At 71.4% G+C, this 25,915-nt stretch carries 25 protein-coding genes; 11 read left to right on the top strand and 14 right to left on the bottom strand.

Annotation, left to right across the window (positions count from 1 at the left end; all coding sequences use genetic code 11):
* Positions 1-60 precede the first annotated feature (60 nt).
* Together Bra3105_RS03260 and Bra3105_RS03265 are read left to right on the top strand one after the other, a co-directional pair.
* Entirely contained in the window at positions 61-837 is a 777-nt protein-coding gene (locus Bra3105_RS03260) for an alpha/beta hydrolase (RefSeq protein WP_228358584.1), read from the top strand.
* Positions 834-1,262, top strand: a complete 429-nt coding sequence (locus Bra3105_RS03265) for a hypothetical protein (RefSeq protein WP_228358585.1) — start codon at positions 834-836, stop codon at positions 1,260-1,262. The genes Bra3105_RS03260 and Bra3105_RS03265 overlap by 4 nt, the downstream gene beginning before the upstream one ends.
* A 6-nt stretch (positions 1,263-1,268) precedes the next feature.
* Here Bra3105_RS03265 and Bra3105_RS03270 read toward each other — a convergent pair whose 3' ends face one another.
* A complete protein-coding gene (locus Bra3105_RS03270) occupies positions 1,269-2,213 on the bottom strand; it encodes an ROK family glucokinase (RefSeq protein WP_228358586.1) in 945 nt (314 codons plus the stop codon).
* Positions 2,214-2,465: 252 nt separating this feature from the next.
* On the opposite strand from Bra3105_RS03270, the gene Bra3105_RS03275 reads away from it, so the two are divergent.
* Genes Bra3105_RS03275 through Bra3105_RS03285 form a run of 3 tightly spaced genes read left to right on the top strand, consistent with a single transcriptional unit; the run spans position 2,466 to position 6,346 of the window.
* Complete coding sequence (locus tag Bra3105_RS03275; RefSeq protein ID WP_228358587.1) at positions 2,466-4,271, top strand: AMP-dependent synthetase/ligase; 1,806 nt, start codon at positions 2,466-2,468, stop codon at positions 4,269-4,271.
* A 56-nt stretch (positions 4,272-4,327) separates the two neighbouring features.
* Positions 4,328-6,016, top strand: coding sequence for a DEDD exonuclease domain-containing protein (locus Bra3105_RS03280; protein ID WP_228358588.1), 1,689 nt, complete (start codon positions 4,328-4,330; stop codon positions 6,014-6,016).
* Between the two features lie 48 nt (positions 6,017-6,064).
* On the top strand, positions 6,065-6,346 hold the full coding sequence (locus tag Bra3105_RS03285) for an Lrp/AsnC family transcriptional regulator (RefSeq protein WP_152353118.1): 282 nt from the start codon (positions 6,065-6,067) through the stop codon (positions 6,344-6,346).
* A gap of 67 nt (positions 6,347-6,413) precedes the next feature.
* On the opposite strand, the gene trpD is transcribed toward Bra3105_RS03285, so the two are convergent.
* Positions 6,414-7,514, bottom strand: coding sequence for an anthranilate phosphoribosyltransferase (trpD, locus tag Bra3105_RS03290; RefSeq protein WP_228358589.1), 1,101 nt, complete (start codon positions 7,512-7,514; stop codon positions 6,414-6,416).
* 215 nt (positions 7,515-7,729) lie between these two features.
* Here trpD and ctaE point away from each other — a divergent pair, with 215 nt between their 5' ends.
* From ctaE to qcrB, 4 genes are all read left to right on the top strand, one after another.
* On the top strand, positions 7,730-8,446 hold the full coding sequence (gene ctaE, locus Bra3105_RS03295) for an aa3-type cytochrome oxidase subunit III (protein WP_228358590.1): 717 nt from the start codon (positions 7,730-7,732) through the stop codon (positions 8,444-8,446).
* 68 nt (positions 8,447-8,514) lie between these two features.
* The gene (gene qcrC / locus Bra3105_RS03300) at positions 8,515-9,315 is read left to right on the top strand and encodes a cytochrome bc1 complex diheme cytochrome c subunit (protein ID WP_200500541.1); all 801 of its coding nucleotides are present in this window, start codon (positions 8,515-8,517) and stop codon (positions 9,313-9,315) included.
* Positions 9,312-10,382, top strand: coding sequence for a cytochrome bc1 complex Rieske iron-sulfur subunit (qcrA, locus tag Bra3105_RS03305; protein ID WP_228358591.1), 1,071 nt, complete (start codon positions 9,312-9,314; stop codon positions 10,380-10,382). Before qcrC ends, qcrA begins: the two co-directional genes overlap by 4 nt.
* Before the next feature lie 4 nt (positions 10,383-10,386).
* On the top strand, positions 10,387-12,069 hold the full coding sequence (gene qcrB, locus Bra3105_RS03310; RefSeq protein ID WP_228358592.1) for a cytochrome bc1 complex cytochrome b subunit: 1,683 nt from the start codon (positions 10,387-10,389) through the stop codon (positions 12,067-12,069).
* Positions 12,070-12,630: 561 nt separating this feature from the next.
* Here qcrB and Bra3105_RS03315 read toward each other — a convergent pair.
* From Bra3105_RS03315 to Bra3105_RS03365, 11 genes are all read right to left on the bottom strand, one after another.
* Positions 12,631-13,296 (bottom strand): hypothetical protein, encoded by a 666-nt coding sequence (locus tag Bra3105_RS03315; RefSeq protein ID WP_228358593.1) that lies wholly within the window; start codon positions 13,294-13,296, stop codon positions 12,631-12,633.
* A 14-nt stretch (positions 13,297-13,310) separates the two neighbouring features.
* The gene (locus tag Bra3105_RS03320; RefSeq protein WP_228358594.1) at positions 13,311-13,859 is read right to left on the bottom strand and encodes a DUF6286 domain-containing protein; all 549 of its coding nucleotides are present in this window, start codon (positions 13,857-13,859) and stop codon (positions 13,311-13,313) included.
* Complete coding sequence (locus Bra3105_RS03325; protein WP_228358595.1) at positions 13,856-14,317, bottom strand: Asp23/Gls24 family envelope stress response protein; 462 nt, start codon at positions 14,315-14,317, stop codon at positions 13,856-13,858. Before Bra3105_RS03325 ends, Bra3105_RS03320 begins: the two co-directional genes overlap by 4 nt.
* A 2-nt stretch (positions 14,318-14,319) precedes the next feature.
* The gene (locus tag Bra3105_RS03330; RefSeq protein ID WP_193636253.1) at positions 14,320-14,496 is read right to left on the bottom strand and encodes a hypothetical protein; all 177 of its coding nucleotides are present in this window, start codon (positions 14,494-14,496) and stop codon (positions 14,320-14,322) included.
* A gap of 93 nt (positions 14,497-14,589) precedes the next feature.
* Positions 14,590-15,114 (bottom strand): Asp23/Gls24 family envelope stress response protein, encoded by a 525-nt coding sequence (locus Bra3105_RS03335; RefSeq protein WP_228358596.1) that lies wholly within the window; start codon positions 15,112-15,114, stop codon positions 14,590-14,592.
* Between the two features lie 126 nt (positions 15,115-15,240).
* On the bottom strand, positions 15,241-15,537 hold the full coding sequence (locus Bra3105_RS03340; protein ID WP_228358597.1) for a hypothetical protein: 297 nt from the start codon (positions 15,535-15,537) through the stop codon (positions 15,241-15,243).
* A gap of 163 nt (positions 15,538-15,700) precedes the next feature.
* Positions 15,701-16,117, bottom strand: coding sequence for an aa3-type cytochrome oxidase subunit IV (ctaF, locus tag Bra3105_RS03345; RefSeq protein WP_152353128.1), 417 nt, complete (start codon positions 16,115-16,117; stop codon positions 15,701-15,703).
* Positions 16,118-16,120: 3 nt separating this feature from the next.
* Positions 16,121-17,830, bottom strand: a complete 1,710-nt coding sequence (ctaD, locus tag Bra3105_RS03350; RefSeq protein ID WP_200500534.1) for an aa3-type cytochrome oxidase subunit I — start codon at positions 17,828-17,830, stop codon at positions 16,121-16,123.
* Complete coding sequence (gene ctaC, locus Bra3105_RS03355; protein ID WP_228358598.1) at positions 17,827-18,738, bottom strand: aa3-type cytochrome oxidase subunit II; 912 nt, start codon at positions 18,736-18,738, stop codon at positions 17,827-17,829. The genes ctaD and ctaC overlap by 4 nt, the downstream gene beginning before the upstream one ends.
* Positions 18,739-19,129: 391 nt before the next feature.
* On the bottom strand, positions 19,130-19,486 hold the full coding sequence (erpA, locus tag Bra3105_RS03360) for an iron-sulfur cluster insertion protein ErpA (RefSeq protein WP_200500532.1): 357 nt from the start codon (positions 19,484-19,486) through the stop codon (positions 19,130-19,132).
* Positions 19,487-19,578: 92 nt separating this feature from the next.
* Entirely contained in the window at positions 19,579-21,072 is a 1,494-nt protein-coding gene (locus Bra3105_RS03365) for a dipeptidase (RefSeq protein WP_228358599.1), read from the bottom strand.
* Positions 21,073-21,273: 201 nt separating this feature from the next.
* Here Bra3105_RS03365 and Bra3105_RS03370 point away from each other — a divergent pair, with 201 nt between their 5' ends.
* Complete coding sequence (locus tag Bra3105_RS03370) at positions 21,274-21,840, top strand: DUF3043 domain-containing protein (RefSeq protein WP_228358600.1); 567 nt, start codon at positions 21,274-21,276, stop codon at positions 21,838-21,840.
* Between the two features lie 120 nt (positions 21,841-21,960).
* On the opposite strand, the gene aspS is transcribed toward Bra3105_RS03370, so the two are convergent.
* Complete coding sequence (gene aspS, locus Bra3105_RS03375) at positions 21,961-23,820, bottom strand: aspartate--tRNA ligase (protein ID WP_228358601.1); 1,860 nt, start codon at positions 23,818-23,820, stop codon at positions 21,961-21,963.
* A gap of 166 nt (positions 23,821-23,986) precedes the next feature.
* On the opposite strand from aspS, the gene Bra3105_RS03380 reads away from it, so the two are divergent.
* Positions 23,987-25,909 carry a DEAD/DEAH box helicase gene (locus tag Bra3105_RS03380; RefSeq protein WP_228358602.1) on the top strand — a complete coding sequence of 641 codons (1,923 nt, stop codon included), beginning with the start codon at positions 23,987-23,989 and terminating at the stop codon, positions 25,907-25,909.
* Positions 25,910-25,915 lie beyond the last annotated feature (6 nt).

The following is a 25,915-nucleotide window of genomic DNA, read 5'->3' on the forward strand; positions in this document are numbered from 1 at the left end:
GTCGATCGTTCTGTCCTCGGGCTGGCCCCATCGGTGCGGGCCAGGTGCGACCATGGGGACATGGCCTTCAGCGAGCTGTCCCAGCCGTGGCGGAGCGCGCCCCACTCTAACCCGGCGGGCGGTCTCCTCCTGTGCCACGGCTTCACCGGGACGCCGCACGCCGTGCGCCCCTGGGCCGAGGACCACGCCGCCCACGGCTGGGACGTGCGCACCCCGCTGCTGCCCGGGCACGGCAGCACCTGGCAGGAGATGTCAGCCTCCACCTGGCAGGACTGGTATCGGAGCGTGCGCGAGAGCGCCCTGGAGCTGCAGCGCGAGCACGGCACGATCGCCGTGGGCGGGATCTCCATGGGAGGGACGCTCGCCGCCGCGCTCGCCGAGGACCCCGCCGTCGCACCGCGCATCGGCGCTCTGGTCCTGGTCAACGCCGCGATGGTCGACTCCCCCGTCTGGGCCGTCGCACCCGCCCTCTCCCGCCTCGTGCCCTCCATCGGCGCGATCGCCGGGGACATCCGCCGCGAGGGCGTCATCGAGGAGGCCTACGACCGCACCCCGCTGCGCGCCGTCGGCGAGCTCCGAGCCCTCGTGCGCCGCACCCGCGCGGACCTCGGCCGGATCACGGCGCCCGCCCTCGTGGCGGTCTCCCCGCAGGACCGCACGGTCCCGCCGCGCTCGAGCGATGTGATCGCCTCCCGCACCGCGGGCCCCGTGGAGAGGATGACGCTGGGCGCGAGCGGGCATCTGGCGACCCTCGACCACGACGCCGAGGATCTCTTCGCCCGGTCCCGCGCCCACCTCAAGCGCTGGGTGCCGACGAGCACGGAGGAGGGCCGATGAGCACGCCGAGCACACCGGCTCCGGAGCCGGAGGAGGCGGGCGACGAGGGCGGTCGCCGCGACTTCGACGAGGAGTTCGCACGGATCGTGGACGCCGAGGGGATCGCCCCGCGGCCGGAGATCCGTTCCGCGCCGACGCCTGAGAGCGCAGACGCCCCCGAGGACCCGGAGGACCCCGAGGACGAGGTGCTGCTCGGGGACTTCGAGCCCCCGGACCCTGATCTGCCCCAGGCCTCGGACTACGCGGTGTGGTCCTGGACCGCCCTCCTCGGAGGCGTCCTGCTCGCGCTGCTGGCCGCCGTGCTCGACTCGATCCCGACATGGGCGGGCGCGCTCGGCGGCATCGCCGCCGTCGGCGGCCTGGTGGCGCTGATCGCCCGTGTCCCGCCGGATCGTTCCGACCCGACGGACGGCGCGCAGGTCTGAGCGGGCTCAGGCGTCCTGGCGGGCGAGGTCGGCGGCGCCGATCATCCCGGCGCCGTTGCCCGTGCGAGCCACCGCGAATCGGGCGAGCGGCCGGTGCCCGCGCGCGACGAGCTCGGAGGCGTACGCGGTGCGGGCGGGGTCCAGCAGCAGGTCCCCGGCGCTGCTCACGCCCCCGCCGACCACGAAGATCTCGGGATCCAGCACGGCGCTGAGGCTCGCTGCGCCGTAGCCGAGCCAGTGGCCGAGCTCGGCGAGCAGCGCGAGCGCCCCCTCGTCACCCTCCTGGGCGGCATGGGTGACCATGGGCCCGTCGATCGCGGAGGCGTCCCCGCCCGCGCGCTTCAGCAGCGGCGCGTACAGCGGTTCGGAGGAGACGGCGCGGGCACGGGCGGCGCGCACGAGCGCCGTGCCCGAGGTGTACTGCTCGAGGCAGCCGCGGCGGCCGCATCCGCACCACTGGCCCTCGGGCACGAGGTTCATGTGGGCGACCTCGCCCGCGAAGCCCCCGCTGCCGCGCACCAGGCGGCCGTCGAGGACGAGCGCGCCGCCCAGCCCCGTGCCCACGGTGAGCATGAGCATGTCGGAGGCGTCCTGGGCGGCGCCGAAGCGGAACTCCGCCCAGCCCGCCGCGTTGGCGTCGTTCTCGACGACGACCGGGAGGTCGATCCGCCCCTCGATGTCGTCGGCGATCGCGGCATCGCGCCAGGCCAGGTTCGCCGCGAAGACGATCGTGCGGCGGTCGGCGCCCACGAACCCGGCCGCGCCGATGCCGACCGCGGCCACCTCGTGGTCCTCACGCAGCTCGTGCACGGCGTCCACGACCGCGGACTGGATGAGGTCCTGGTCCGTGGCCGGGGTCACGCGCCGGGTGCTCGCGACGATCCGTCCCTCCTCGTCCACGACGCCCGCGGCGATCTTCGTGCCGCCGATGTCGACGCCGATCGAGTGCATGGGACCCCTTCCGGTCTGTGCGGTGCGCGCGAGCAGCGCGGTGTGCATGGTGGACGCGGCCGGTGTCGCCGGGAGCGCCGCGGGAAGCGGCCCCGCGCTCCGCCGCGCCCGCCCATCGTACGGTCTCGCCTGCCGTAGGATGCAGGCCAGACCAGGTCCCGAGAGCGCCGGCGACGCGGCCGGCGCGCAGATGGGTCCGCCGACGAGAACGTCCGGGACCGCCCCACGGGGGTCCCGATCGAAGGAGCCTCCGTGAAGCAGTACGGCACCCCGGCCAATCACCGCAGCCGCGAGGACGAGAACACCACGGATCTGCTGCTGGAGCGCCACGCGCGACACTCCGGCACCCCGATCTTCGAGCTGCGCGAGGGCGACGGCCCCTTCCGCCCGCTGTCCTCCACCGACTTCCTGCTGCAGGTGCAGTCGCTGGCCAAGGGCTTCATCGCCGCGGGCGTGAAGCCGGGCGATGTCGTCGCGATCATGGCCCGCACGAGCTTCGACTGGGTGCTCGTGGACTGGGCGCTGTGGTTCTCCGGCGCCGTCTCCGTCGCGATCTACGAGACCTCCTCCCCGTCGCAGGTGCAGTGGATCGCGAGCGACTCGGGGGCGCGCTTCGCGGTCGTCGAGTCCGCCCGCCACCGCGAGGACCTCGAGTCGGTGCGGGGCGAGCTGCCGGACCTGGAGAAGATCTGGGTGATCGACGACGGCGCCCTCACGGAGATCGCCGACGGCGGTTCGGGGATCAGCGACGAGGAGCTCGAGGAGCGCAGGACCTCGCGACGCCTGGCCGACGTGGCGACCCTCATCTACACCTCCGGCACGACGGGACGCCCCAAGGGGGTCGAGCTCACGCACGGCAACTTCGTGGACACCTCGCGCAGCGCGGTCGCCTTCCTGGGCGACGAGGTGCTGCCTCCGGCGTCCCGCGCCCTGATGTTCCTGCCGCTCGCGCACGTCTTCGCGCGTCTCCTGCACGTCGCCCAGACGCTCGCGGGGGCGACCACCGCCTTCACCCCGGACACCAAGAATCTCCTGCCCGACCTCGCCGCCTTCCAGCCCACCTTCCTGCTGGCCGTGCCGCGCGTCTTCGAGAAGGTCTACAACGGCGCCGAGCAGAAGGCGATCACGGGCGGCAAGGGCAAGATCTTCGCCGCCGGTGCAGACACCGCGGTGGCCTACTCGAAGGCTCTCAGCGCGGGCCGGGTGCCGCTCGCCCTGCGCGCGAAGCACAAGCTCTTCGACCTCGTGCTGTATCGGACCCTCCGCGGGGCCATGGGCGGGCACGTGCGCTGGTCCGTCTCCGGCGGCGCGCCGCTGGGCGACCGTCTCGCGCACTTCTTCCGAGGCATCGGGGTGACGATCCTCGAGGGGTACGGGCTCACCGAGACCACGGCGCCCGTGGCCGTGAACCTGCCCTGGGACGTCAAGCCGGGCACCGTCGGCCCGCCGCTGCCCGGAGGGACGGTCGCCATCGCCGACAACGGCGAGCTGCTCGTCAAGGGGATCATGGTGTTCCACGGGTACCACGGCAACCCCGAGGCGACCCGGGCCGCCTTCGAGGACGGCTGGTTCCGCACCGGCGACCTCGCGACCCTGGACGACGACGGCTCCATCACGATCATCGGCCGCACCAAGGAGCTGCTGGTCACCGCCGGCGGGAAGAACGTCTCCCCCGCCCCGCTCGAGGACGCTCTGCGCGCGCACCCGCTCATCAGCCAGTGCATCGTCGTGGGCGACCAGAAGCCGTTCGTCGCCGCGATCCTCACGCTCGACGAGGAGATGCTGCCCACCTGGCTGAAGAACCACGGCCTGCCCGAGATGACGATCGCCGAGGCGGCGGAGGACGAGACCGTCCGCGCGGCTCTGCAGGAGGCGGTCGACGCCGCGAACACCTCGGTCTCCCGCGCCGAGTCGATCCGCGTGTTCGAGGTGATCGACACCGACTTCACCGAGGAGAACGGCTACCTCACCCCGTCCCTCAAGCTCAAGCGCAACGTCGTCACCAAGGATTACGCGGAGCTCATCGAGACCATCTACTCCCGCCCGAAGAAGGGCTGAGGCCCGGGAGGCGACGGCCGGCCCTGGATGTCCGCCCCTCGTCCTAGTCTTCGACCATGACCGCTCCCCTGCGCTCCGGTCGCCGCCGGCAGCTGAGCTTCGCCGATCTCGGCACTCCGCTCGAGGAGGCCGAGATGGTGGTCGTGGACCTCGAGACCACGGGCACCGACCCGTCGCAGGACGCGATCACCGAGATCGGCGCGGTCAAGGTGCGCGGCGGCGACGTGCTGGGCGAGTTCCGCACCTTCGTGGACCCCCAGCGACCGATCCCCGCCTACATCGCCTCACTCACCGGGATCTCCGACGCGACCGTGCGCGGGGCGCCGCGCATCGAGGCCGTGCTCCCGATGTTCCTGGACTTCGCGCACGACGCCGTGCTGGTCGCCCACAACGCCCGCTTCGACGTGGGCTTCCTGCGCTCCCAGGCGGCCCGGCTCGAGATCACCTGGCCCTCCCCTCCCGTGCTCGACACCCTGGCCCTCGCCCGCAGCGTCTTCAAGCGCGACGAGGTGCGCGACCACAAGCTCGGCACCCTCGCCGCGCACGTGGGCGCCCAGGTCACGCCGGATCACCGCGCGCTGTCCGACGCGCGCGCCACGGTCGACGTGCTGCACGCGATCATCGCCCGGCTGGGCGATCGCGGCGCGCGCACGGTGGAGGACCTCGCCTCGGCCCATCGGAAGGTCACGCCCGCGCAGGCCCGCAAGCGCCACCTCGCCGACACCGTGCCCCCGGTGCCGGGCGTCTACCAGTTCGTCGACCGCGAGGGAGGAGTGCTCTACGTCGGCACCTCGCACGACCTCCGCTCGCGGGTGCGCACCTACTTCAGCGCGTCCGAGACCCGCCGCCGAGTGCTCGACGTGCTCCCGCGCCTCCACGAGATCCGCACCATCGAGTGCGCCTCCCGCCTCGAGGCGGCGGTGCGCGAGCTGCGGATCATCGCCCGCGAGCAGCCGCCCGCCAACCGTCAGGGACTGAAGCCGGAGAAGGCGCTCTGGCTGCGCCTGGGCCCGGGGGCCGACGGACTGCGCGCGGCCCGCATCGCACGGAGCGAGGACGACGGATCGGCGCAGATCGGACCGCTGCGCTCGCGCCATGACGTGGAGCCGCTGCGCGCCCTGCTCACCGACGCCGTGATGGGCCGCGGCGCGTCGCTCGAGGGGGCGGGCGGCTCCGGCGCGAGCGGGACGGGTCGCCGCCTGGCCCCCGAGCCCCATGCGCGGATCCGGCGGGCGATGCTCGAGGACCCCTCACCGGTGATCGCGCACGCCGCGGCGCGGATGCGCGCGCACGTCGGCGCGCACCGCTTCGAGGACGCCGCGCGGATCAAGGGACAGGCGGAGGCCTTCCTGGCCGCGGCCCAGCGCGCCCAGCAGCTGCGCGCCCTCGCGGCCTGTCCGATGCTCGTGGCCGCGCGCCCCGCCGAGTCGCGGCGCCATCCGGCCGGCGCATGGGAGCTCCTGGCGGTGCGCGCGGGGCGCCACGCGGGCACCGCGATCGTGCCCCGGGGGACGGATCCCGTGCCGGTCGCGCGCGAGCTCGCGCGGCGCGGCGCCGAGATCCCCCTCGACGAGCCGCCCTCGGGACCGCTGTGCCACGGGCATCATCAGGAGTCCGAGCTGCTGCTCCACTGGCTCCAGGGCGAGGGGATGCGCGTCGTCGCCGTCGAGGGGACCTGGGCGGTGCCCCTGCGCGCCCGGTTCGATCCGCAGACGCTGCAGGCGGCCTTCACGACCGCCGACTAGGCTGGACGCGCACCCGTGCACAGCTCGGCCGACACCCTGGAGGACAGCATGATCACCGCGATCGTCTCGATCATCGCCCGCAGCGACCGCATCCCCGAGGCCGCCCAGGAGATCACCGCCGTCCCCGGCGTCGACCACGTCTACTCGGTCACGGGCGACGTGGACCTCATCGCGATCGTGCGCGTGCGCGAGCACGAGGATCTCGCCGGCGTCATCGCGGACCGCATCAGCAAGATCGACGGCGTCGTGGACACGTCCACGAACATCGCCTTCCGCACCTACTCCAGCCAGGACCTCGAGGTCGCCTTCGACCTCGGCTCCGACGGCTGAGACCGGGCGCCTCCCCGCGACCCGCCCCGCGTCATCCCGCCGACCTGCGTGAGCGCGCCGATCCGCGTCAGCGCGCCTCGCCGACGAGGCGCTGGGTGGTCTGCGCCCAGGCGTCGAGCAGACGGGCGGGGGCCCCGGAGTCGAGCACGGAGCGCGCCTCCTCGAGGGCCTCCCGGAAGCGATCCTCGAAGGACGCGCCGTCGGCGGCGCTCTCGGCTCCCGCGCCGATGCCGTCGTGCGCGAGCAGTCCGGCGGCGGCGTTGAGGAGCACCGCGTCCCGCACGGCCGGCGTCCCCTCACCCGCGTAGAGATCACGAGCCACCTGCGCGTTCTCCTCGGCAGAGCCGCCGCGCAGGGCATCTGCCCCGTGACGGGGGATGCCGAGCAGCTCCTCCGGGTCCAGCACGTGCTCGTGCACGCTCCCGCCGCGCACCTCCCAGACGTCCGAGGGCGCGCCCACGGTGAGCTCGTCGAGTCCGTCCTGGCCGCGGAACACTAGCGCGCTCGTCCCGCGCCCGGCGAACACGCCGGCCACGACCGGGGCCATCACCGAGCTCGCGACGCCCACCGCGCTCGCCAGGGGCTTGCCGGGATTCGTGATCGGGCCGAGCACGTTGAAGACCGTCGGGATGCCGAGGCCCTTGCGGGCCTCCGCGCCGAACCGCATCGAGGGATGGAAGACCTGGGCGAACAGGAACGCGATCCCGAGCTCGTCGAGCAGCTGCGCGGAGCGCTCGGCCGGCAGGTCGAGCCGCACCCCGAGGGCGTCGAGCACGTCGGCCGATCCCGATCGGGAGGTCGAGGCGCGATTGCCGTGCTTGACCACGCGGCGTCCGCTCGCGGCGATGATCACGGAGGCCATCGTGGAGATGTTCACCGTGTGCGCGAGGTCCCCTCCGGTGCCGACGATGTCCACGGCCCGGCGGTCCACGTCGAGTCCCCGCGCATGCGCGACCATCGCGTCCGCCAGGGCCCCGAGCTCGATGCTCGTGACGCCCTTCGACTCGAGCGCGACCAGGAAGCCGGCGAGCTGGATCGCCGAGGCGTTGCCGGACATGACCTCGTCCATCGCCCAGGCCGCCTGCGCAGCGTCGAGATCCTCGTGGCGGACCAGTCGGGAGGTCAGCGACGGCCAGGTCGGGGAGGGCGCGGATGCGGTGGCGGACATGTGCCGATCATCCCATCCCGGGCGCCCTCGTGCGCGTGCGCCCGGATGTCAGGATCCCCAGCTGAGAGGCCCTCGCCACAGAGCGTGTCCAGGTTCGTGACAGCGTGTCGTGAGGGTTATGCTGGCGGGGTCCGTCAGGGCCTCGCGCCCCAGCGGTTCCCCAGGTCGGCCGTGTACCCGGGGCATCGAATCTGACGACACGGCATAATGGTGACGTGACTACTGCGACTCTGCCCCAGCGCACAGGCCCTGCCCCCGCAGTCGGCCGCCCGAACTCCACGCAGATCGGCACGCTCGTCTGGCTCTCCAGCGAGCTGATGTTCTTCGCCGGTCTCTTCGCGATGTACTTCACGCTGCACGCGATGGTCCCCGAGACGTTCGTCGCGGGCGAGGAGCACTTCACCCACGACTTCGCGATCGCCAACACGATCATCCTGGTCCTGAGCTCCGTGACCTGCCAGATCGGCGTCATGGCCGCCGAGGGCGTGCTGCCCTGGGCCAAGGGCGAGACCCGCAAGGGGCGCACCGGCTCGATCTTCAACATCGCCGGGTGGGGCGTCATCGAGTGGTACACCCTGACCTTCCTCATGGGCGCGATCTTCGTGTCCGGGCAGGCCTTCGAGTACACCGAGCTGGCCGAGGCCGGCGTCTCCCTCAGCAGCTCGCCCTTCGGCTCGGTCTTCTACCTCGCCACCGGCTTCCACGGCCTCCACGTGATCGGCGGCCTCATCGCGTTCCTGTTCGTCCTCGCCCGGGCGTTCTCCGCGAACGAGTTCACCCAGCACGAGAAGATCAGCGCGATCTGCATCTCCTACTACTGGCACTTCGTGGACGTGGTCTGGATCGGACTGTTCTTCGTCGTGTACCTGATGGACCCGCTGCTCAACGGCACGGTCCCGTGGAACTTCGAGTTCTTCTCCTCCCTCTTCTGATCCTCTGGATCCCCCGGCCCCGGGGGTCCCTTCCCGCCCGCCCCGCACACCGAAACGAGGTCCTCATCGTGAAGGCACTCGCAGCGCGTCGACACCACCCTCTGGCGTTCGTCGCGATCCTGCTGCTCGCGCTCGTCGCGACCGGCGGCCTGTACGCCGCGTTCCAGCCGCGCAGCGCCCAGGCCGAGTCGTACTCCCAGGACGACGTCGACAAAGGCGAAGAGCTCTTCCTGGCCAACTGCGCGAGCTGCCACGGCACCAACGCGCAGGGCATGCAGGACGACTCGGGCAACACGCTCGGCCCGTCGCTGATCGGCGTCGGCGCGGCCGCCGTCGACTTCCAGGTCGGCACCGGCCGCATGCCGATGCAGAACTCCGGTGCGCAGGCGTGGCGCAAGCCCCCGCAGATGAACGACGAGCAGACCCGTCAGCTCGCGGCCTACGTCGCCTCCCTCGGCCCCGGCCCGTCGGTCCCCGACGAGGAGGCGCTCAGCTCGAAGGACGCCGACCTCGAGAACGGCGGCAACATCTTCCGCGTGAACTGCGCCATGTGCCACAACGCGGCCGGCGCCGGCGGCGCCCTGACTCGCGGCAAGTTCGCGCCGTCGCTCAGCGGCGTCGAGTCGAAGCACATCTACGAGGCCATGGAGACCGGCCCGCAGAACATGCCCGTCTTCAACGACGACAACATCTCCGCCTCCGACAAGCGCGACGTCGTCGCCTACCTCAAGGCGCTCGATGAGCAGGGCTCCCCCGGCGGCATCTCGCTGGGCTCCTTCGGTCCCGTGACCGAGGGCCTGTACGCCTGGACCATCGTGCTCTCCCTCCTCGTCGGCTGCGCCGTGTGGCTGGGGGCGAAGGCGAAGTGAGCGACCACGTGAACGAGAACCGCGAGTCGGAGGCCAGCACCTCCTCGGTGAGCACGATCGCCCCCAAGGAGGGCGGCGGCTTCCCGAACCCGGGTCTGCCTCCCCACATCCACCGTCAGGCCGACGAGAACCCGCGCGCCGAGAAGCGCGCGGAGCGCATGGTCGCCGCGATGTTCGTGCTCTCCGTGCTGGGCACGGTCCTGTTCGTCGCCAGCTACTTCATCTTCACTCCGCTGGGGACGAACCTGCTGGGCACGCCGGGCACTCTGCACGCGGTGCGCTGGTCCAACCTGTTCACGGGCCTCGGCCTCGCCGTGGCCGTGTTCTTCATCGGCGCGGCCGCGGTGCACTGGGCCAAGACCCTCATGCCCGACGAGGAATGGGTCGAGGAGCGGCACCACATCGAGGGCTCGGACGAGACCCGCGAGGTCGCCGCGTCGATCATCACCGACGGCCTCGAGGAGTCCGGCGTCGGCCGTCGCCCCGTGATCGTGACGGCCATGGTCGCCGCGCTCACCGCTCTGCCGATCGCGGTGCTCGCGCCGCTGTCGACCTTCGGCCCCCTCCCGGGCAACAAGCTCCACCACACGTTCTGGAAGAAGGGTCTGCGGATCACCCGCGACACCGACGGGACCCCGGTGAAGGCCTCCGAGGTCGCCATGAACTCGATCTTCCACGTCATGCCCGAGGGCCTGACCGAGGACATGGAAGACTACCTCGAGCAGCGCGCGAAGGCCGCTGCGGTGCTCATCCGCATCGACCCGGCGCTGGGGCAGAACCAGGAGAGCCTGGACAACGGGTACCAGGGCATCCTCGCCTTCTCGAAGATCTGCACCCATGTGGGCTGCCCGGTCGCGCTGTACGAGCAGCAGACCCACCACATGCTGTGCCCGTGCCACCAGTCGACGTTCGACGTCACCGACGGCGCGAAGGTGATCTTCGGCCCCGCGCACCGCCCGCTCCCGCAGCTCCCGATCGAAGTCGACGCCGAGGGCTACCTCGTCGCCGGCGGCGACTTCCCCGAGCCCATCGGTCCCAGCTTCTGGAACCTGCACAAGGACAAGTGATCTGATGGCGACCACGACTCCCACCCGTCCTCGCACGGAGGCCCCTGAGGGCTCCGGCTCCGAGGGCCGCATGCTCAAGCTCGGCGCCGTCGGCGGCGACTGGCTGGACCGCCGCGTCTCCGGCGCGGGCCTGGTCCGGTTCTTCGGGCGCAAGATCTTCCCGGACCACTGGTCCTTCATGTTCGGCGAGGTCGCGCTCTACAGCTTCGTGATCCTGCTGATCTCGGGCACCTACCTCACGATGTTCTTCGTCCCCTCGATGGACGAGGTCGTCTACAACGGCATCTACGCGCCCCTGCAGGGCGCCCACATGTCGAAGGCCTACGAGTCCACCCTGCACATCTCGTTCGAGGTCAAGGGCGGGCTGCTGTTCCGGCAGATGCACCACTGGTCCTGCCTCGTGTTCATGGTCGCGATCTTCGTGCACATGTTCCGCGTGTTCTTCACCGGTGCGTTCCGCAAGCCCCGCGAGCTCAACTGGCTCGTCGGCTTCGCCCTCATGGTCCTGGGCATGGTGGCCGGCTTCACCGGCTACTCCCTCCCGGACGACGTCCTCTCCGGCAACGGCCTGCGCGTGGTCGACGGCCTCATGAAGGGCATCCCGATCGTCGGCACCTACATCTCGATGCTGCTGTTCGGCGGGGAGTTCCCCGGGCACGACATCATCCCGAGATTCTTCACGATCCACATCCTGCTGGTCCCCGCAGCCATCCTGGGTCTGATCACGATCCACATGGTGATGCTCGTGCTGCACAAGCACACGCAGTACCCCGGCCCGGGCCGCACCGAGCGCAACGTCGTCGGCTTCCCGGTGTTCCCGGTGTACGCGGCGAAGGCCGGTGGCTTCTTCTTCCTGGTGTTCGGCATCATCACGCTGATCTCGGCGACCACCGCGATCAACTCGATCTGGGTGTACGGACCGTACGACCCCTCCCCCGTCTCGGCCGGCTCTCAGCCCGACTGGTACATGCTCTGGACGGACGGCGGCCTGCGCCTCATCCCGGGCTGGGAATTCACGATCTTCGGCTACACGGTGTCCCTGAACATCCTGCTGCCGATGGTGGTCTACGGCGGCCTGCTGGCATTCCTCGCCCTCTACCCCTTCATCGAGTCGTGGGTGACGGGCGACGACCGCGAGCACCACCTCCTGGATCTGCCGTACAACGCCCCTGTCCGCACCGGCATCGGCGTCGCCTGGATCACCGAGTACCTGATCCTCGCGATGGCCGCCACGAACGACCTCATCGCGGTGAAGCTCCACCTCTCGATCAACGACCTCACGTGGACGTTCCGCATCGCGTTCTTCCTGGCACCGGTGATCGTCTTCTACATCACCAAGCGACTGTGCCTGGCGATGCAGCGCCAGAAGCGGGACCTCGCCCTGCACGGCGAGGAGACCTCCAAGGTGGTCCGCATGGAGAACGGCGAGATGATCGAGATCCACGAGCCGCTCAACGAGTTCGACCGCTGGGTCCTGGTCCAGCACGACGACTACCGTCCACTCAAGGCGGGCAAGGGCGTCTCGGCCCTGCGCGCCGCGGCCACCTCGTTCTTCTTCAAGGACCAGCTCGCCCCGGTCACCCCGACCGAGCTCCGGGAGGCCCTCGAGCACGCGGGCCACGAGCGCCACAAGATCGACGAGCTCACCGGCGGCGACTACCGCACTCCGGACGTCCGTTCGCACTGACGCACGAGCTCCCCGATGTGAGAGGGCCCGGACGGCATTGCCGTCCGGGCCCTCTCACGTCCCGGCCGTGCTCCCCCGGGCCCCTCGCGTCCCGGCGCGATCGGCTGCCGTCGAGCGCTCCGCGCGCGGCGCCTCGCTCCGGGGGACCACACGGGTCATCACCAGGCCGCGTATGCCGTGATCAGCTCTCCCAGGACGAGCTCGGGTCGCGTCCCATGCGATCTCGTCCGAGAGGCGCGCTGCAGCCGGACCGACGACGTGCGCCGGTGACCGGGCGGCGTCGCGACGAGCGGTCCTCCCGCGGGGCCGCACTGCTTCCCGTGCTCGCCCGCCCTGAGAGCGCGTCTCCGCGTCCCCCGCGTCTCCGCGTCCCCGTGGCTCCGGGACTCCGTGGCTCCGCGTCTCCGCGCGTCCGCCCCGCCGCGACTCTCCCTGCGGCAGAACGACGAGAGCCCCGTCCGTCTGCCTGCCGGAGCAGGGAGACGGACGGGGCCCTCGAGTGCGGATCCCCGGTCTCGGGGGGGGGGCGTCGCACGGCACGGGGACGCGCGACGACGGCACTCAGCGAGCGGGGACGGGTGCGCCCTCCCTCACCGTGCCGGGGCCGCCCGAGGCGGTCGCCGGGCTCTCCTCGATCCGCGTCCTCGAGGACGAGGCCGCCGAGCGCAGGCTCAGGAGCAGGTCCACGTGACGAGGCGCCGCGCCGAGCACGGTGGAGACGTCGTCGGCGAGCAGCTGACGCGCGCCGGCGACGACCCACGCCGTCTCGGCGTCCTGGCTCGTGCTCACCGACGCCTGCACCCACGGCGAGGACGTCGCGCCGCTCACCTGGACGGAGGCGTCGAGGACGCCGGGGATGCCCTCGACGTGCTCCGCGAGCGCACGCTCGAGCACGGACGGCGCGAGGGTGCCCAAGGGCCTGCTGCCCTCCGCGGTGATCCTCAGCGGCACGGTGGGGGTCCGCCGAGGCACCTGGAGCACGGGCAGCCAGATCCCGACGATCACGGCGAGCACCGCGACGACGCAGGCGACCGGAAGGATCCACGCGTGGTGGGCCTCCGCGAGCGCGGCCGGTGTGGAGTCCCCGTGCGGGAGCACGGCGTCGGCCCCTGGCCAGCGCCCGGCCAGATCCAGACGGCCGGCGGCGAGCCAGAGGCCCGCCAGCAGGGCGATGATGCCCGCAAGGACGAGCAGGAGCCTGTTGCGGGCTCCGGAGACGGAACGCATACGCCCTCCTCCTCTCAGTCGATCCGACGCATCCGCACGCGGATGCTCGGCATGGTGTCGGGACGGAGCTCGGCGACGGCGGCCTCCGCGGCCTCGCGCACGTCGGACTCCACGGGTCCGACCTCGTCGACGACGGTGCGGGCGTGGACGCTGACCGTGCGCCGACCGACGTCGACCTGGGTGCTCTGCACGCCGTCGACCTCCTCGGTGCGCGCACGCACCCGTCCCGCCAGGTCACGGCGCGAGATCACGGTGCTGCCGGGGACATCGTCCTCGAGCAGCCGCATGCGCGAGCGCCCGCCGGGGAGGATCGCGGCGAGGACCATGAGCAGGCCCAGGACCGCGAGCACGCAGCCGGTGACGAGCACGGGGGTCGAGTCCAGCCGCAGGGCGCCGAGGTCGGCGATCGCGGCGGACGCCGAGGCGGGCCATGAACCGTCGATGACGAGGCTGCCGAGCGTCCAGACGCCGAGTCCGCCGAGGACGAGCAGGACGAGTGCGAGGAGCACGACGGGCGCCGTGCGGGCGGGCCGACGGTCGAGGCGGCGGGGTGTCGTCATCATCGCAGGGCCCTCCTCGTGGTCTCGGGGTTCAGCCAGGAGATCTCGACGTCCATGCGTCCGACCTCGAGGCCCGTCAGGGTGCTCACCGTGCGCTCTACATGGGAGCGCAGCTGCGCGAGCACGTCGTGCAGCGGTGCGGGGAAGGCGACGCCGACGTCGAGACGCAGCACGGCCGTGCGGCCGTACAGGTCGCAGTGGACGGAGGGCCTGGTGTCGAAGTCACGGCGTGCCCCCACGCCCAGCACTCCCCCGGCCGACGATCCGATGTGCGGGACCTCGCTCGCGGCCTGCTCCGCGATCCGCGCGACGACGCGTGCGGGCACCGTCGTGGTGCCGCGCGACTCCACGGAGCTCCCCATGGTGCCGGACGCCGCCCCGGTTGCGGAGGACGGATCGGTCTGCTCGTCCTGCGACCAGAGGTCGGTCCCCGATGTGGTCGCCTCCTGCAGGGACGTCACGGTCACCGCCTCCAGCGGTCGGTGAGCCCGCGGATCTCGATCCGTCCGTCGATGACCATGCCGACGGCGAGACCGATGGCACCGAACACGAGGACGAGGAAGAACTGGCCGAACGATCCGAAGGCGAGTGCGGCGCCGAGCAGGAGCCCGACGAGCACGGCGAATTGTGATGTCTTCATGTGTGCTCCTCGATCAGGGGCGGGCCGGGCGTCCTGCCCGGCCCGCCGAGGGTCTGCGCCCGACGCAGGTCAGCGTCCGGCGCGCAGGTGCGCTCAGCGCAGGTCGCTGCTGCGCTTCTCGCCGCCGGACTGCTCGTCGTCCTCGTCCGGGAGGTGGACGTCGACGACGTTGACGTTGACCTCGATGACCTCTAGGCCCGTCGCCTTCTCGACCTGCTCGATGACGTTGCGACGGATCGCGTTGCCGACCTCGACCACGGAGGCGCCGTACTCCACGACGACGGTGACGTCGATCGCGGCCTGGGTCTCGCCCTTCTCAACACCGATGCCGCCGGTGACGTTGGTCTGCGAGTTCGGGATGCGGTCGGTGACGGCCGAGAAGGCCCGACGCATGGCATTGCCCATGTCGTAGACGCCGGGGACCTCGCGGGCGGCCATGCCGGCGATCTTCGCGACGACCGTCTCCTCGACGGTGGTCACACCGCGGTCCGTCTGCAGGGGCCCGCGGGGAGCGGCGGTCTGCGCCTGGTCCTGCTGCTTCTCCTCGGCCTCCTGGGCGCGTGCGGCGGAGCGCTCGCGCTGCTGGCCGGTCTGAGGGATGGATGCGTTGCTCGCCATGAGTTCTCCTCGGTTCGAGCCCGGATCCTCCGGGCCGTTCTCAGTGGACACCAGGAGGACGTCACCGCCCGCCGGTCCCTCACGACGAAGCCTATGTGACGCCGCTCACCCGTGGGGCGCTCCCGCTCAGCGCAGCCGCCTCGATCGAGGCGATCGGCCTGCGGCGTCGCCGGGGTCCTTCTCGAGGTGGGCGACCAGCCAGCGCGCGGCAGCGGGCGTGAGGCGCGGATCCTCCGCTCGCAGCGCCCGGCTCGCGCGCAGCGGTGACCCCTCGGGGTCGAGACCTCGTCGCACGAGGACGCCCCGCGCCCATGCGCGCGCACGCTCGAGCGCTCCGTCGTCCGCGAAGATGCCCCGCACCACGAGTCCAGCGTCCTGGACCTCCCGCGGCAGGCCGCCGATCATGCGTCTGCGCAGCGCCATCTCGTGCCCCCGTTCCCCGAGCTCGTCGCATCGACCTTCCGTGCGCCCGGATCGTGCGGCCATGATCGCACGCACGCAGCACGACGGCCCGCCCACCATGCGGTGGACGGGCCGTCGAGGGGTGCGCGCCTCCCGGACCCTCAAGGGGCGGGGCGCCTGGTGATCAGTGGGCGTGCTGGCCGCGGGAGAACTCCATGACCCAGCCGACGACGCCGACGATCACGAAGACCGAGCCGATCGCAAGGATCCACCAGCCGGCCGCGACGCCCAGGAACGCGAGGCCGCAGCCGATCCCGGCCCAGAGCGGCCACCAGCTGTACGGGGCGAAGCTGCCCTGCACGCCGGCCTCGTCGGAGACCTCTGCCTCGAGGTTCTCCTCGGCGCGGTCCGGGAACCGCTTGGAGGCCCAGGTGAGGGTCGTGGCGATCATCGCCGCGAGCAGGGTCGCCATGAGCAGCGCGGGGAAGCCTGCGGTCTCGATGCCCAGCGGGGCGTACCCGCCGGTCCAGACGCCGTAGACCACACCGACGATGAGGAAGAACGCGGCGAGGATCCAGAAGATCAATGCAGTGGTGCGCATGTGTCAGTTGCTCCTCGGGTTCTTGATCGGCTCCTCCGCCAGCAGATGCGACTGGGCGCCGACCTCCGGGTGGTGCAGGTCGAAGGCGGGTCGCTCCGAGCGCACGCGGGGCAGCGAGTGGAAGTTGTGGCGCGGCGGCGGGCACGAGGTCGCCCATTCGAGCGAGGCGCCGTAGCCCCAGGGATCGTCCACCTCGATCTTCTTCTTCTGGACGTGCGTGATGACGACGTTCAGGAGGAAGGGCAGCGTCGAGGCGCCGAGGATGAAGGCGCCCACGGTGGAGAGCTTGTTCATCCAGTCGAACTGGTCCTCGGCGAGGTAGTTCACGTAGCGGCGGGGAGCCCCCTCCACGCCCAGCCAGTGCTGGATGAGGAAGGTCATGTGGAAGCCGATCATGAACATCCAGAAGTGGAACTTGCCGAGCTTCTCGTTCAGCTTGTACCCGAACATCTTGGGCCACCAGAAGTAGAAGCCCGCGAACATCTCGAACGCTACCGTCCCGAACACCACGTAGTGGAAGTGGGCGACCACGAAGTAGGTGTCGGAGAGGTGGAAGTCCAGCGCCGGGCTGGAGAGGATCACGCCGGTCAGACCGCCGAAGAGGAAGGTCGTGAGGAAGCCGAGCGAGAAGAGCATCGGTGTCTCGAAGGTCAACGACCCTCGGAACATCGTGCCCACCCAGTTGAAGAACTTCACGCCCGTCGGCACCGCGATCAGCATGGTCATGAAGCTGAAGAAGTTCAGCATCACGGCACCGGTCGTGTACATGTGGTGCGCCCACACCGTGACCGAGAGGGCCGCGATGGAGATCGTCGCGTAGACGAGGGTCTTGTAGCCGAAGACGGGCTTGCGGCTGAAGACGGGGAAGATCTCGGTCGCGATGCCGAAGAACGGCAGGGCGATGATGTAGACCTCGGGGTGCCCGAAGAACCAGAACAGGTGCTGCCAGAGCACCGCTCCGCCGTTCTCCGGGTCGAAGATGTGCGCTCCGAACTTCCTGTCGGCGCCGAGGGCGAACAGCGCGGAGGCCAGGGGCGGGAAGGCCATGAGCACCAGGAGCGCCGTGATCAGCACGTTCCAGGTGAAGATCGGCATGCGGAACATGGTCATGCCGGGCATGCGCATGCAGATGACCGTGGTGATGAAGTTGACCGAGCCCAGGATGGTCCCGAAGCCCTGGAGTCCCAGGCCGAAGACCCACAGGTCACCGCCGAGGCCCGGTGTGAACGTCGTGTCCGACAGCGGGGCGTAGGCGAACCAGCCGAAGGAGGCGGCGCCCTGAGGGGTGAGGAAGCCTGCGAGCACGATGAGCGAGCCGAACAGGGTGATCCAGAAGGCGAACATGTTCAGGCGCGGGAACGCCATGTCGACGGCGCCGATCTGGAGCGGCATGAAGTAGTTCGCGAAGCCGTTGAACAGCGGGGTCGCGAACATCAGCAGCATGATCGTGCCGTGCATCGTGAACAGCTGGTTGTACTGGTCCTTGGAGACGACCACCTGCAGACCGGGCTCCCAGAGCTCGGCGCGGATCATCAGGGCCAGCACGCCGCCGATGCAGAAGAAGCTGAACGCCATGGCCAGGTACATCAGGCCGATCACCTTGTGATCGGTCGAGGTGATGATCCGGACGAAGTTCTTGCCCAGCGACGTCTCACGGGTGGGCTGGTGAACGGCCGTCGCGCGCGCCGGCGCGGCGGGGACCTGGGTGCTCATTTCTGGACCTCATCTCCCGTGCGGCCGTTGGCCGCGTCGTCCTTCTCGCGCATGTTCCAGTCCTCGAGGTTCCTCGAGAGGTCCACGGAGAGCTGACCGGTGTTGCCCTCGTCGCGCAGATCCTTCATGTGCTGGTCGTACTCCTCCTGCGAGACGACCTTCACGTTGAAGAGCATGTCCGAGTGGTACTCGCCGCAGAGTTCTGCGCACTTGCCGGCGTAGGTGCCCTCACGGGTGGGGGTCACCTGGAAGGTGTTGGTGTGCCCCGGGAACATGTCCTTCTTGTAGAGGAAGTCCGGGATCCAGAACGAGTGCACGACGTCGCGCGAGTCCAGGTCGAAGCGCACGGTCTGGTTCACCGGCAGATAGAGCACGGGCAGCGACTCCGCGGCCCCGGGAGTGCCGGTCTCGAAGGACTGCACTCCCGCGTCCTCGTGGACGTCGGCGTCCACGTAGTTGAAGTCCCAGCTCCACTGCTTGGCGACCACGTTCACCGTGACGTCGGGCTTCGCAGAGGTGTCTTCGATCTCGCCCACGTCGCGCTGGGTGAAGTAGAACAGCGTCATGATCATGACGACCGGGACGAGCGTGAAGATCATCTCGATCGGCATGTGGTAGCGCAGCTGCACGGGGTAGCCCGTGTCGTCCTTGCGCCGGCGGTACGCGATCGCGCACCAGATCGCCAGGCCCCACACGACCAGACCGACGAGCACGAGAGCGGTCCAGGAACCGGTCCACAGCTGCGTGATGCGCTCGGTCTTGTCGGTGATCTGGACGCCGTCGTCGGCACCGGGGAGGAAGCCGCGCTTCTGCTCCGCGGTGCAGCCGGACAGCGCGAGCATCGCCGGCGCGAGTACGGCCGCCACGCGGCGCAGGCGCCGGCGGCGTTGTGTGGCCTGGGGGATCACAGGATGACCTTCCACTCGTCGGCCCTCCGGGAGGAGGCGCGGCGTGCTGCCCGCTGGGGGCAGCGCGTCGCACGCGCGGGGAGGGCGGGTGCTTCGCGGGTCGGGGCAGACCCGGGGACGTGCGTCGTGAGCGGCCCGGACGCGGCGGCGTCGAGCAGGCCGGCGGGGGCGGGACCCTCACCGTCGGCGACAGCTGATCGCATCACGCGGGACGAACATGACGGCACAGCGTCATCATACGTGTTTCCCGGACTCGGTTCAGCATTCAGGTTCCGGTGTCGTCTGGGGTGACGACGTGCACAGACGCCGACGGGCCCGCCCTCGCTCACATGCGGAGCGGGGGCGGGCCCGTCGTGCTCCCGCGCGATCGCGCGGGACGCCGACGCGGACGTCAGCTGAAGGAATCCCCGCAGGCGCACGAGCTGCCCGCATTGGGGTTGTCGATCGTGAAGCCCTGCTTCTCGATCGTGTCGGCGAAGTCGATCGTCGCTCCCGCGAGGTACGGGGAGCTCATGCGGTCGACGACGACCTCGACGCCGTCGAAGCCGACGGTCGCGTCACCGTCCATCAGCCGCTCGTCGAAGTAGAGCTGGTAGATCAGGCCGGAGCATCCGCCCGGCTGCACCGCGATGCGCAGTCGCAGGTCGTCGCGCCCCTCCTGCTCGAGCAGGGACGTGACCTTCGCCGCGGCCTCGCCGGTGAGCGTCACGCCGTGCGCGGGGGCCTCGGTGTCGATGGTGGTGGTCATCTGGGTTCCTCCTCACTGCAGGTGCCCCCAGGCTACGCCTCGCCGGGCGCGACCGGGGACAGCGTCCGTCACATCACATGGCGGGCGTCGCGTCAGCCGCGCCGCCTCTCGAGCCCCGCCGCGCCGCGCAGCAGCAGCGCCTCGGCGAGGCACACCTTGGCGAACTCGCCCAGGTGCAGGGACTCGTCGACGCCGTGGGCGCGGGAATCGGGGTCCTCGACGCCGGTGACCAGCACCTCCGCCCCGGGGAACACCTCGAGGAGATCGGCGATGAACGGGATCGACCCGCCGAGGCCCGTGTCCACAGGATCCGTGCCCCAGGCGTCGCGGAACGCGGAGCGCGCGAGCCGCATGGCCGGGGTGTCCGTGGGCGCGAGGAAGGGTCGGCCCTGCTCGCCCCGGGCGATCTCGACGACGGCCCCGCGCGGGGCATGGGACTCGAGATGCGCGACGAGCGCGTCCATGGCGGCCTGCGGATCCTGGCCCGGCGGGATGCGCAGCGAGATCTTCGCACGGGCCGCGGGCACGAGGGTGTTGGAGGCGTCGCGCACCGACGGGGCGTCGATGCCGATCACCGACAGCGCGGGTGCGGACCACAGGCGCGACGTGATCGATCCGGTGCCCGCGAGGTCCTGCCCCTCGAGGATCCCGGCGTCGCGCCGGTAATCCGCCTCGGGCATCTCGACCGCGGGAGCCTCCGCGCGCACGAGCCCCTCGACGGCGACGTCGCCGTTCTCGTCGTGCAGCGTGGCCACCAGACGTCCCATCTGGGTGAGCGCGTCCAGGACGGGCCCTCCGAACATGCCCGAGTGGACGGCGCGCTCGAGCACGCGGACCGTCACGGTGAGGTCGACCACGCCGCGCAGGCTCGTGGTGAGCGCGGGCGTGCCGACGGCCCAGTTCGCGGAGTCGGCGACGACGATCGCGTCGGCCTCGAGCTGGTCGCGGTGGGCCTCGATGAAGCGCCGGAAGGTCGGGGATCCGGCCTCCTCCTCGCCCTCGACGAAGACGGTCACGCCGACGCCGAGCTCGGAGAGCTCCTCCCCCACCAGGCGCAGCGCGGTGACGTGGGCCATCACGCCGGCCTTGTCGTCGGCCGCGCCGCGGCCGAACAGCCGGTCGCCCTCTCGCGCGGGCGTGAAGGGATCGGTGGTCCATGCCTGGGGGTCGCCCGTCGGCTGGACGTCGTGGTGGGCGTAGAGCAGCACGGTGGGCAGGCCCTCGCGGGCCGGACGGCGGGCGATGACGGCGGGGGCGCCCTCGTCGACGTGGGTGATGGTCACCTCGGGCATGCCGGCGTCGCGCAGCAGCGCCGCGACGGCCTCGGCGCTCTCGTGCACCGGGGTGCGGTCGTACCCGGGGAACGCGATCGACGGGATCCTCACCAGGGCGGAGAGGTCCTCGATCGAGCGCGGCAGGATCTCCTCGAGGCGCGCACGCAGTCCCTCGACCTGCTCCTGCGTCGCGGCGGGTCCGCCTGCGGCGTCAGCGCCGAGGGCGGAGTCGGCGCCGGCTGCGGGCTCAGAGGCCGCGGAGGGAGCGGACGGACGGGCGGTGTCGCCTTCGAGGGCGGGTTCATGGGACATGGCTCCCACGGTATCTCCGCGCGCGGCGACCACGGGCACCCGGCCGTGCGTCGCTCCGCCGGGCCGCGCCCGTCGTCGCGGATGGTCGGGGCCGGGCCGCGCTCCGCCTAGACTGGAGGGGTGAGTCCCCGCAACACGTCCGATGCCGACACGTCCCCCTCGCCGCGCCGCCGCGGCCGCAGCCGCGGGGAGGTGCCAGGCGTGACCTCGTCTCCCGAGGGCGACCCCAGCGGATCCACCGGGAAGGGCCGTCCCACCCGCACGCGGAAGGAGGCCGAGGCCGCCCGTCGGCGTCCCATCGTGGAGACCGACCGCAAGGAGGCCCGGCGCCGGGACCGCCAGGCGGCCGCGCAAGAGCGCCAGCGCTCCCAGCAGGCCCTGATGTCGGGCGACGAGGCCAACATGCCCGCCCAGCACCGCGGGCGGGACCGCAGCTTCGTGCGCGACCTGGTCGACGCGCGGCGCAACATCGCGGAGTTCTTCTTCCCGGTCGCCCTGATCCTGATGATCGTGGCGCTCGTGCTCCCGCTGGTCATGCCCGGCCTCTACACGTCCATGAGCGTGATCATGCTCGTCGTGCTGTGGGGCGGGATCCTGCTGTGCGTGGTCGACTCGCTCATCCTGCGCCGCAGGATCCGCGCGCGCCTGACCGAGCGCTTCGGCGAGGTCCGCCGGGGGCTCGTGGGGTACGGGATCATGCGTTCGCTGCAGATCCGCCGCTGGCGCCTGCCGCGCGCGCAGGTGCGCCACGGCGAGGATCCGCGCTGATCATTCCCCCTCCCCCGCCCTCGGCGGGCGGATGACCAGGCCGATCACGCACAGGGCGCCGGCACCCCGAGGGGTGCCGGCGCCCTGTGCTTTCCGCGGGCCGAGCGGACCGGCCCGGAGTCAGGCCCGCCCGGAGGGAGCGGCCCCGTCGGCGCCGTTCTTCGCCCCGGCGTCGCTCTTCGCCTCGGCGTCGCTCTTCGCGTCAGCACCGTCCTTCGCCTCGGCGCTGCGGGGCTTCGCGTCGACCCCCGCCTCCTTGCGCTGCTGGGCGGTGATCGGAGCGGGTGCCTGGGTCAGCGGGTCGAAGCCGCCGCCGGACTTCGGGAAGGCGATGACGTCGCGGATCGAGTCGGTGCCGGCGAGCAGCGCCGCGATGCGGTCCCAGCCGAAGGCGATGCCGCCGTGGGGCGGAGCCCCGAAGGCGAACGCGTCCAGCAGGAAGCCGAACTTCTCGCGCGCCTGCTCCTCGTCGATCCCCATCACGCGGAAGACGCGCTCCTGCACGTCCTGCTGGTGGATGCGGATGGAGCCGCCGCCGATCTCGTTGCCGTTGCAGACGATGTCGTAGGCGTAGGCCAGCGCGCTGCCCGGATCCGTGTCGAAGGTGTCCATGAACTCGGGCTTGGGCGAGGTGAACGCGTGGTGCACGGCCGTCCAGGCGCCCGAGCCGACCGCGACGTCGCCCGCGGCGACCGCCTCGCTCGCGGGCTCGAACATCGGCGCGTCCACGACCCACACGAAGGCGAAGTCGTCGTGGTCGATGAGGCCCAGGCGCTCGGCGATCTCGTTGCGCGCCGCGCCCAGCAGGGCGCGCGAGGACTTCGGCTCGCCGGCTGCGAAGAACACGCAGTCGCCCGGCTGCGCACCGACCTGCTTCGCGAGGCCCGCCTTCTCCTGGTCCGAGATGTTCTTGGACACGGGGCCGGTCAGCGTGCCGTCCTCCTGGACGAGCACGTAGGCCAGGCCCTTGGCGCCGCGCTGCTTGGCCCACTCCTGCCAGGCGTCGAGCTGGCGGCGGGGCTGGGAGGCGCCGCCGGTCATGACGACCGCGCCGACGTACGGCGACTGGAACACGCGGAAGGGAGTGTCCGAGAAGTATTCGGTCATCTCCGTGATCTCGAGGTCGAAGCGCAGGTCGGGCTTGTCCGACCCGTAGCGCCGCATCGACTCCTCGTAGGTGATCCGCGGGATCGGGGTGGTGATGTCGTGCCCGGCGACCTTCCAGACGTTCCTGAGCAGCTCCTCGGCGAGGGCGATCACGTCCTCCTGCTCCGCGAAGCTCAGCTCGACGTCGAGCTGGGTGAACTCCGGCTGGCGGTCGGCGCGGAAGTCCTCGTCCCGATAGCAGCGGGCGATCTGGAAGTACTTCTCCATCCCGGACACCATGAGCAGCTGCTTGAACAGCTGCGGCGACTGCGGCAGCGCGTACCAGGAGCCTGGGGCGAGCCGCGCCGGCACCAGGAAGTCCCGGGCGCCCTCGGGGGTCGAGCGCGTGAGCGTGGGCGTCTCGATCTCCACGAAGCCGTCGTCCAGGAGGGTCTCGCGGGCCGCGCGGTTGATGTCCGAGCGCAGGCGCAGAGCACGCGCCGGACCAGAGCGTCGCAGGTCGAGGTAGCGGTAGCGCAGACGCGCCTCCTCCCCCACCTCGGCGTGGTCGTCGAGCTGGAACGGGAGGGGGGCCGAGGGGTTCAGCACCTCGACGTCGCTCGCGGTGACCTCGATCTCGCCGGTCGGCAGGGCGGGGTTCTCGTTGCCCTCGGGACGACGGTCCACAGTGCCGGTGACCTTCAGCACGTACTCGTTGCGCAGGTGCATGGCCTCGTCCTCGCGGACGACGACCTGGGCGACGCCGCTGGCGTCGCGAAGATCCAGGAACGTCACGCCTCCATGGTCGCGGCGGCGGGCGATCCAGCCGGTGAGGGTGACGGTCTGGCCGATGTGCTCGCTTCGGAGCTCACCGGCATGATGGGTGCGCAGCACGGAAGAAGTCCTTCGTCTCAGGGATGCGGTCGCCCCGATGCTATCGCGGGGTGAGCGATCTCGCCCCCTGCGCCCCTGTGCCCGGGCATGCCCGCTCCGTATCCTGGATATCTGTCCCGACCTGCACCGCTGGCGGGTCCACCCCGCCCCGCAGTCGAAGGACACCATGAACGAAGCACGCCCCTCCGCCGCAGATCCCACACCCGAGGCCCCCGCGTCCGACGAGCCGAACGGCCCGGCCGCGGACTCCGCGACCGAGGCGCCGTCGGCCCCTGAGGCCCCCGCCACCCCCGAGGCCCCCGCGGAGCCGACCTTCGCCGACCTCGACCTGCCGCGCGTGCTGCAGGGCGCGGTGGACCGGCTCGGCTTCACGACCCCCTCCCCCATCCAGAGCGAGGCCATCCCGCAGCTGCTGGCCGGGCGCGACGTCATCGGCGTGGCCCAGACCGGCACGGGCAAGACGGCGGCCTTCGGCCTGCCGATGCTCACCGCGGTCGACCCCTCGGAGCGCGCGGCCCAGGCGCTCGTGCTCGCCCCCACCCGCGAGCTCGCCATGCAGGTCGCCGAGGCGATCAGCACCTTCGCCCAGGACGTCGACGGCCTCTCCGTGACCTCCGTCTACGGCGGCTCGCCCTACGGCCCCCAGGAGCGCGCGCTCTCCCGCGGCACCCAGGTCGTCGTGGGCACCCCGGGACGCGTCATCGACCATCTCAAGCGCGGCAACCTGCACCTGGAGACCCTCAGGTACCTGGTGCTCGACGAGGCCGACGAGATGCTGCGCATGGGCTTCGCCGAGGACGTCGACGAGATCCTCTCCCACGCCCCGCAGTCCAAGCAGGTCGCGCTCTTCTCCGCGACCATGCCGCCCGCGATCCAGCGGGTCGCCGAGGAGCACATGAGCGACCCGGTGCGGGTCTCCGTGTCGCGCCAGGCGAGCACCACGACCAACGTCTCCCAGCGCTACGCGGTCGTGCCCTTCCGTCACAAGACCGGCGCGCTCGCCCGCGTGCTCGCGACCTCCGACGCCGAGGCGGCGATCGTCTTCGTGCGCACCCGCTCGGCCGCCGAGGAGGTCGGCACCGCGCTCGTCTCCCGCGGCGTCGTCGCCGCGACCATCAGCGGCGACGTGCCGCAGAAGGAGCGCGAGAAGATCGTCGAGCGCCTGCGCGAGGGCTCGCTGCAGGTCCTCGTCGCGACCGACGTCGCCGCCCGCGGCCTCGACGTCGACAAGATCGGCCTGGTCGTGAACTTCGACGTCCCCGGCGAGCCCGAGGCCTACGTCCACCGCATCGGCCGCACCGGCCGCGCGGGACGCACCGGCGAGGCGCTCACCTTCGTCGCCCCGCACGAGCGCCGCAAGCTGCGCGCGATCGAGAAGACCACGCGCCAGACCCTGCAGGAGATCTCGATCCCCTCCCCGCGGGACGTCTCCGCCCACCGCACCGAGAAGCTGCTGGCCTCCGTGCCCGAGCGCGCCGAGCGCGGTCGGCTCGATCTCTACCTCGAGAAGGTCGACGCCTTCCTCGCGAGCAGCGGCATGGAGCCGCGGATGCTCGCCGCGGTGCTCGCCGCGACGGCCGTCGGCGACGACGGCCCCGGGGCCGAGGTCGAGGGCGACGAGGAGTTCACCGGCGCCCACCTCAAGGGCTCCGACCGGGATCGCGAGTCCGACGGCAAGGGCCGTCCCGCCCCCGGCCAGCCCGAGAAGGGCTTCACGAGCTACCGCGTCTCCGTGGGCCACTCGCACGGGGCGAAGCCCGCGGCGATCGTCGGCGCGATCACGGGCGAGGGCGGCCTGAACGGGAAGTCGATCGGCAAGATCGACATCTTCGGCTCGTTCTCCCTGGTCCAGATCCGCGGCTCCCTCAAGGACGACCAGATCGACCGCATCGGCCACGCGAAGATCGCCGGGCGCACCCTGCGCATCAGCGAGGACCGCGGCCCGCGCACGGGCGGCCGTCGCGAGCACGGATCGCGTCGACCCGACTCCCGCGAGGGCGGGCGCCACGAGGGCGGCCGGCGCTTCGGCGGACCCCGCCGTGAGGGCGGCCCGCGGCGCGACTCCGGACGCGCGCACGGCGGCCGCTGAGCGCGC

It is taken from the genome of Brachybacterium halotolerans subsp. kimchii (assembly GCF_020792675.1).
Taxonomy (GTDB): Bacteria; Actinomycetota; Actinomycetes; order Actinomycetales; family Dermabacteraceae; genus Brachybacterium; species Brachybacterium halotolerans.

What these genes read in the sequence shown, in the direction of transcription:
- Bra3105_RS03260 (WP_228358584.1), top strand. Translation starts at nt 61, where the DNA reads ATGGCCTTCAGCGAGCTGTCCCAGCCGTGGCGGAGCGCGCCCCACTCT.
- Bra3105_RS03265 (WP_228358585.1), top strand. Translation starts at nt 834, where the DNA reads ATGAGCACGCCGAGCACACCGGCTCCGGAGCCGGAGGAGGCGGGCGAC.
- Bra3105_RS03270 (WP_228358586.1), bottom strand. Translation starts at nt 2,213, where the DNA reads ATGCACTCGATCGGCGTCGACATCGGCGGCACGAAGATCGCCGCGGGC.
- Bra3105_RS03280 (WP_228358588.1), top strand. Translation starts at nt 4,328, where the DNA reads ATGACCGCTCCCCTGCGCTCCGGTCGCCGCCGGCAGCTGAGCTTCGCC.
- Bra3105_RS03285 (WP_152353118.1), top strand. Translation starts at nt 6,065, where the DNA reads ATGATCACCGCGATCGTCTCGATCATCGCCCGCAGCGACCGCATCCCC.
- trpD (WP_228358589.1), bottom strand. Translation starts at nt 7,514, where the DNA reads ATGTCCGCCACCGCATCCGCGCCCTCCCCGACCTGGCCGTCGCTGACC.
- qcrB (WP_228358592.1), top strand. Translation starts at nt 10,387, where the DNA reads ATGGCGACCACGACTCCCACCCGTCCTCGCACGGAGGCCCCTGAGGGC.
- Bra3105_RS03315 (WP_228358593.1), bottom strand. Translation starts at nt 13,296, where the DNA reads ATGCGTTCCGTCTCCGGAGCCCGCAACAGGCTCCTGCTCGTCCTTGCG.
- Bra3105_RS03320 (WP_228358594.1), bottom strand. Translation starts at nt 13,859, where the DNA reads ATGATGACGACACCCCGCCGCCTCGACCGTCGGCCCGCCCGCACGGCG.
- Bra3105_RS03330 (WP_193636253.1), bottom strand. Translation starts at nt 14,496, where the DNA reads ATGAAGACATCACAATTCGCCGTGCTCGTCGGGCTCCTGCTCGGCGCC.
- Bra3105_RS03335 (WP_228358596.1), bottom strand. Translation starts at nt 15,114, where the DNA reads ATGGCGAGCAACGCATCCATCCCTCAGACCGGCCAGCAGCGCGAGCGC.
- Bra3105_RS03340 (WP_228358597.1), bottom strand. Translation starts at nt 15,537, where the DNA reads ATGGCGCTGCGCAGACGCATGATCGGCGGCCTGCCGCGGGAGGTCCAG.
- ctaF (WP_152353128.1), bottom strand. Translation starts at nt 16,117, where the DNA reads ATGCGCACCACTGCATTGATCTTCTGGATCCTCGCCGCGTTCTTCCTC.
- ctaD (WP_200500534.1), bottom strand. Translation starts at nt 17,830, where the DNA reads ATGAGCACCCAGGTCCCCGCCGCGCCGGCGCGCGCGACGGCCGTTCAC.
- erpA (WP_200500532.1), bottom strand. Translation starts at nt 19,486, where the DNA reads ATGACCACCACCATCGACACCGAGGCCCCCGCGCACGGCGTGACGCTC.
- Bra3105_RS03365 (WP_228358599.1), bottom strand. Translation starts at nt 21,072, where the DNA reads ATGTCCCATGAACCCGCCCTCGAAGGCGACACCGCCCGTCCGTCCGCT.
- Bra3105_RS03380 (WP_228358602.1), top strand. Translation starts at nt 23,987, where the DNA reads ATGAACGAAGCACGCCCCTCCGCCGCAGATCCCACACCCGAGGCCCCC.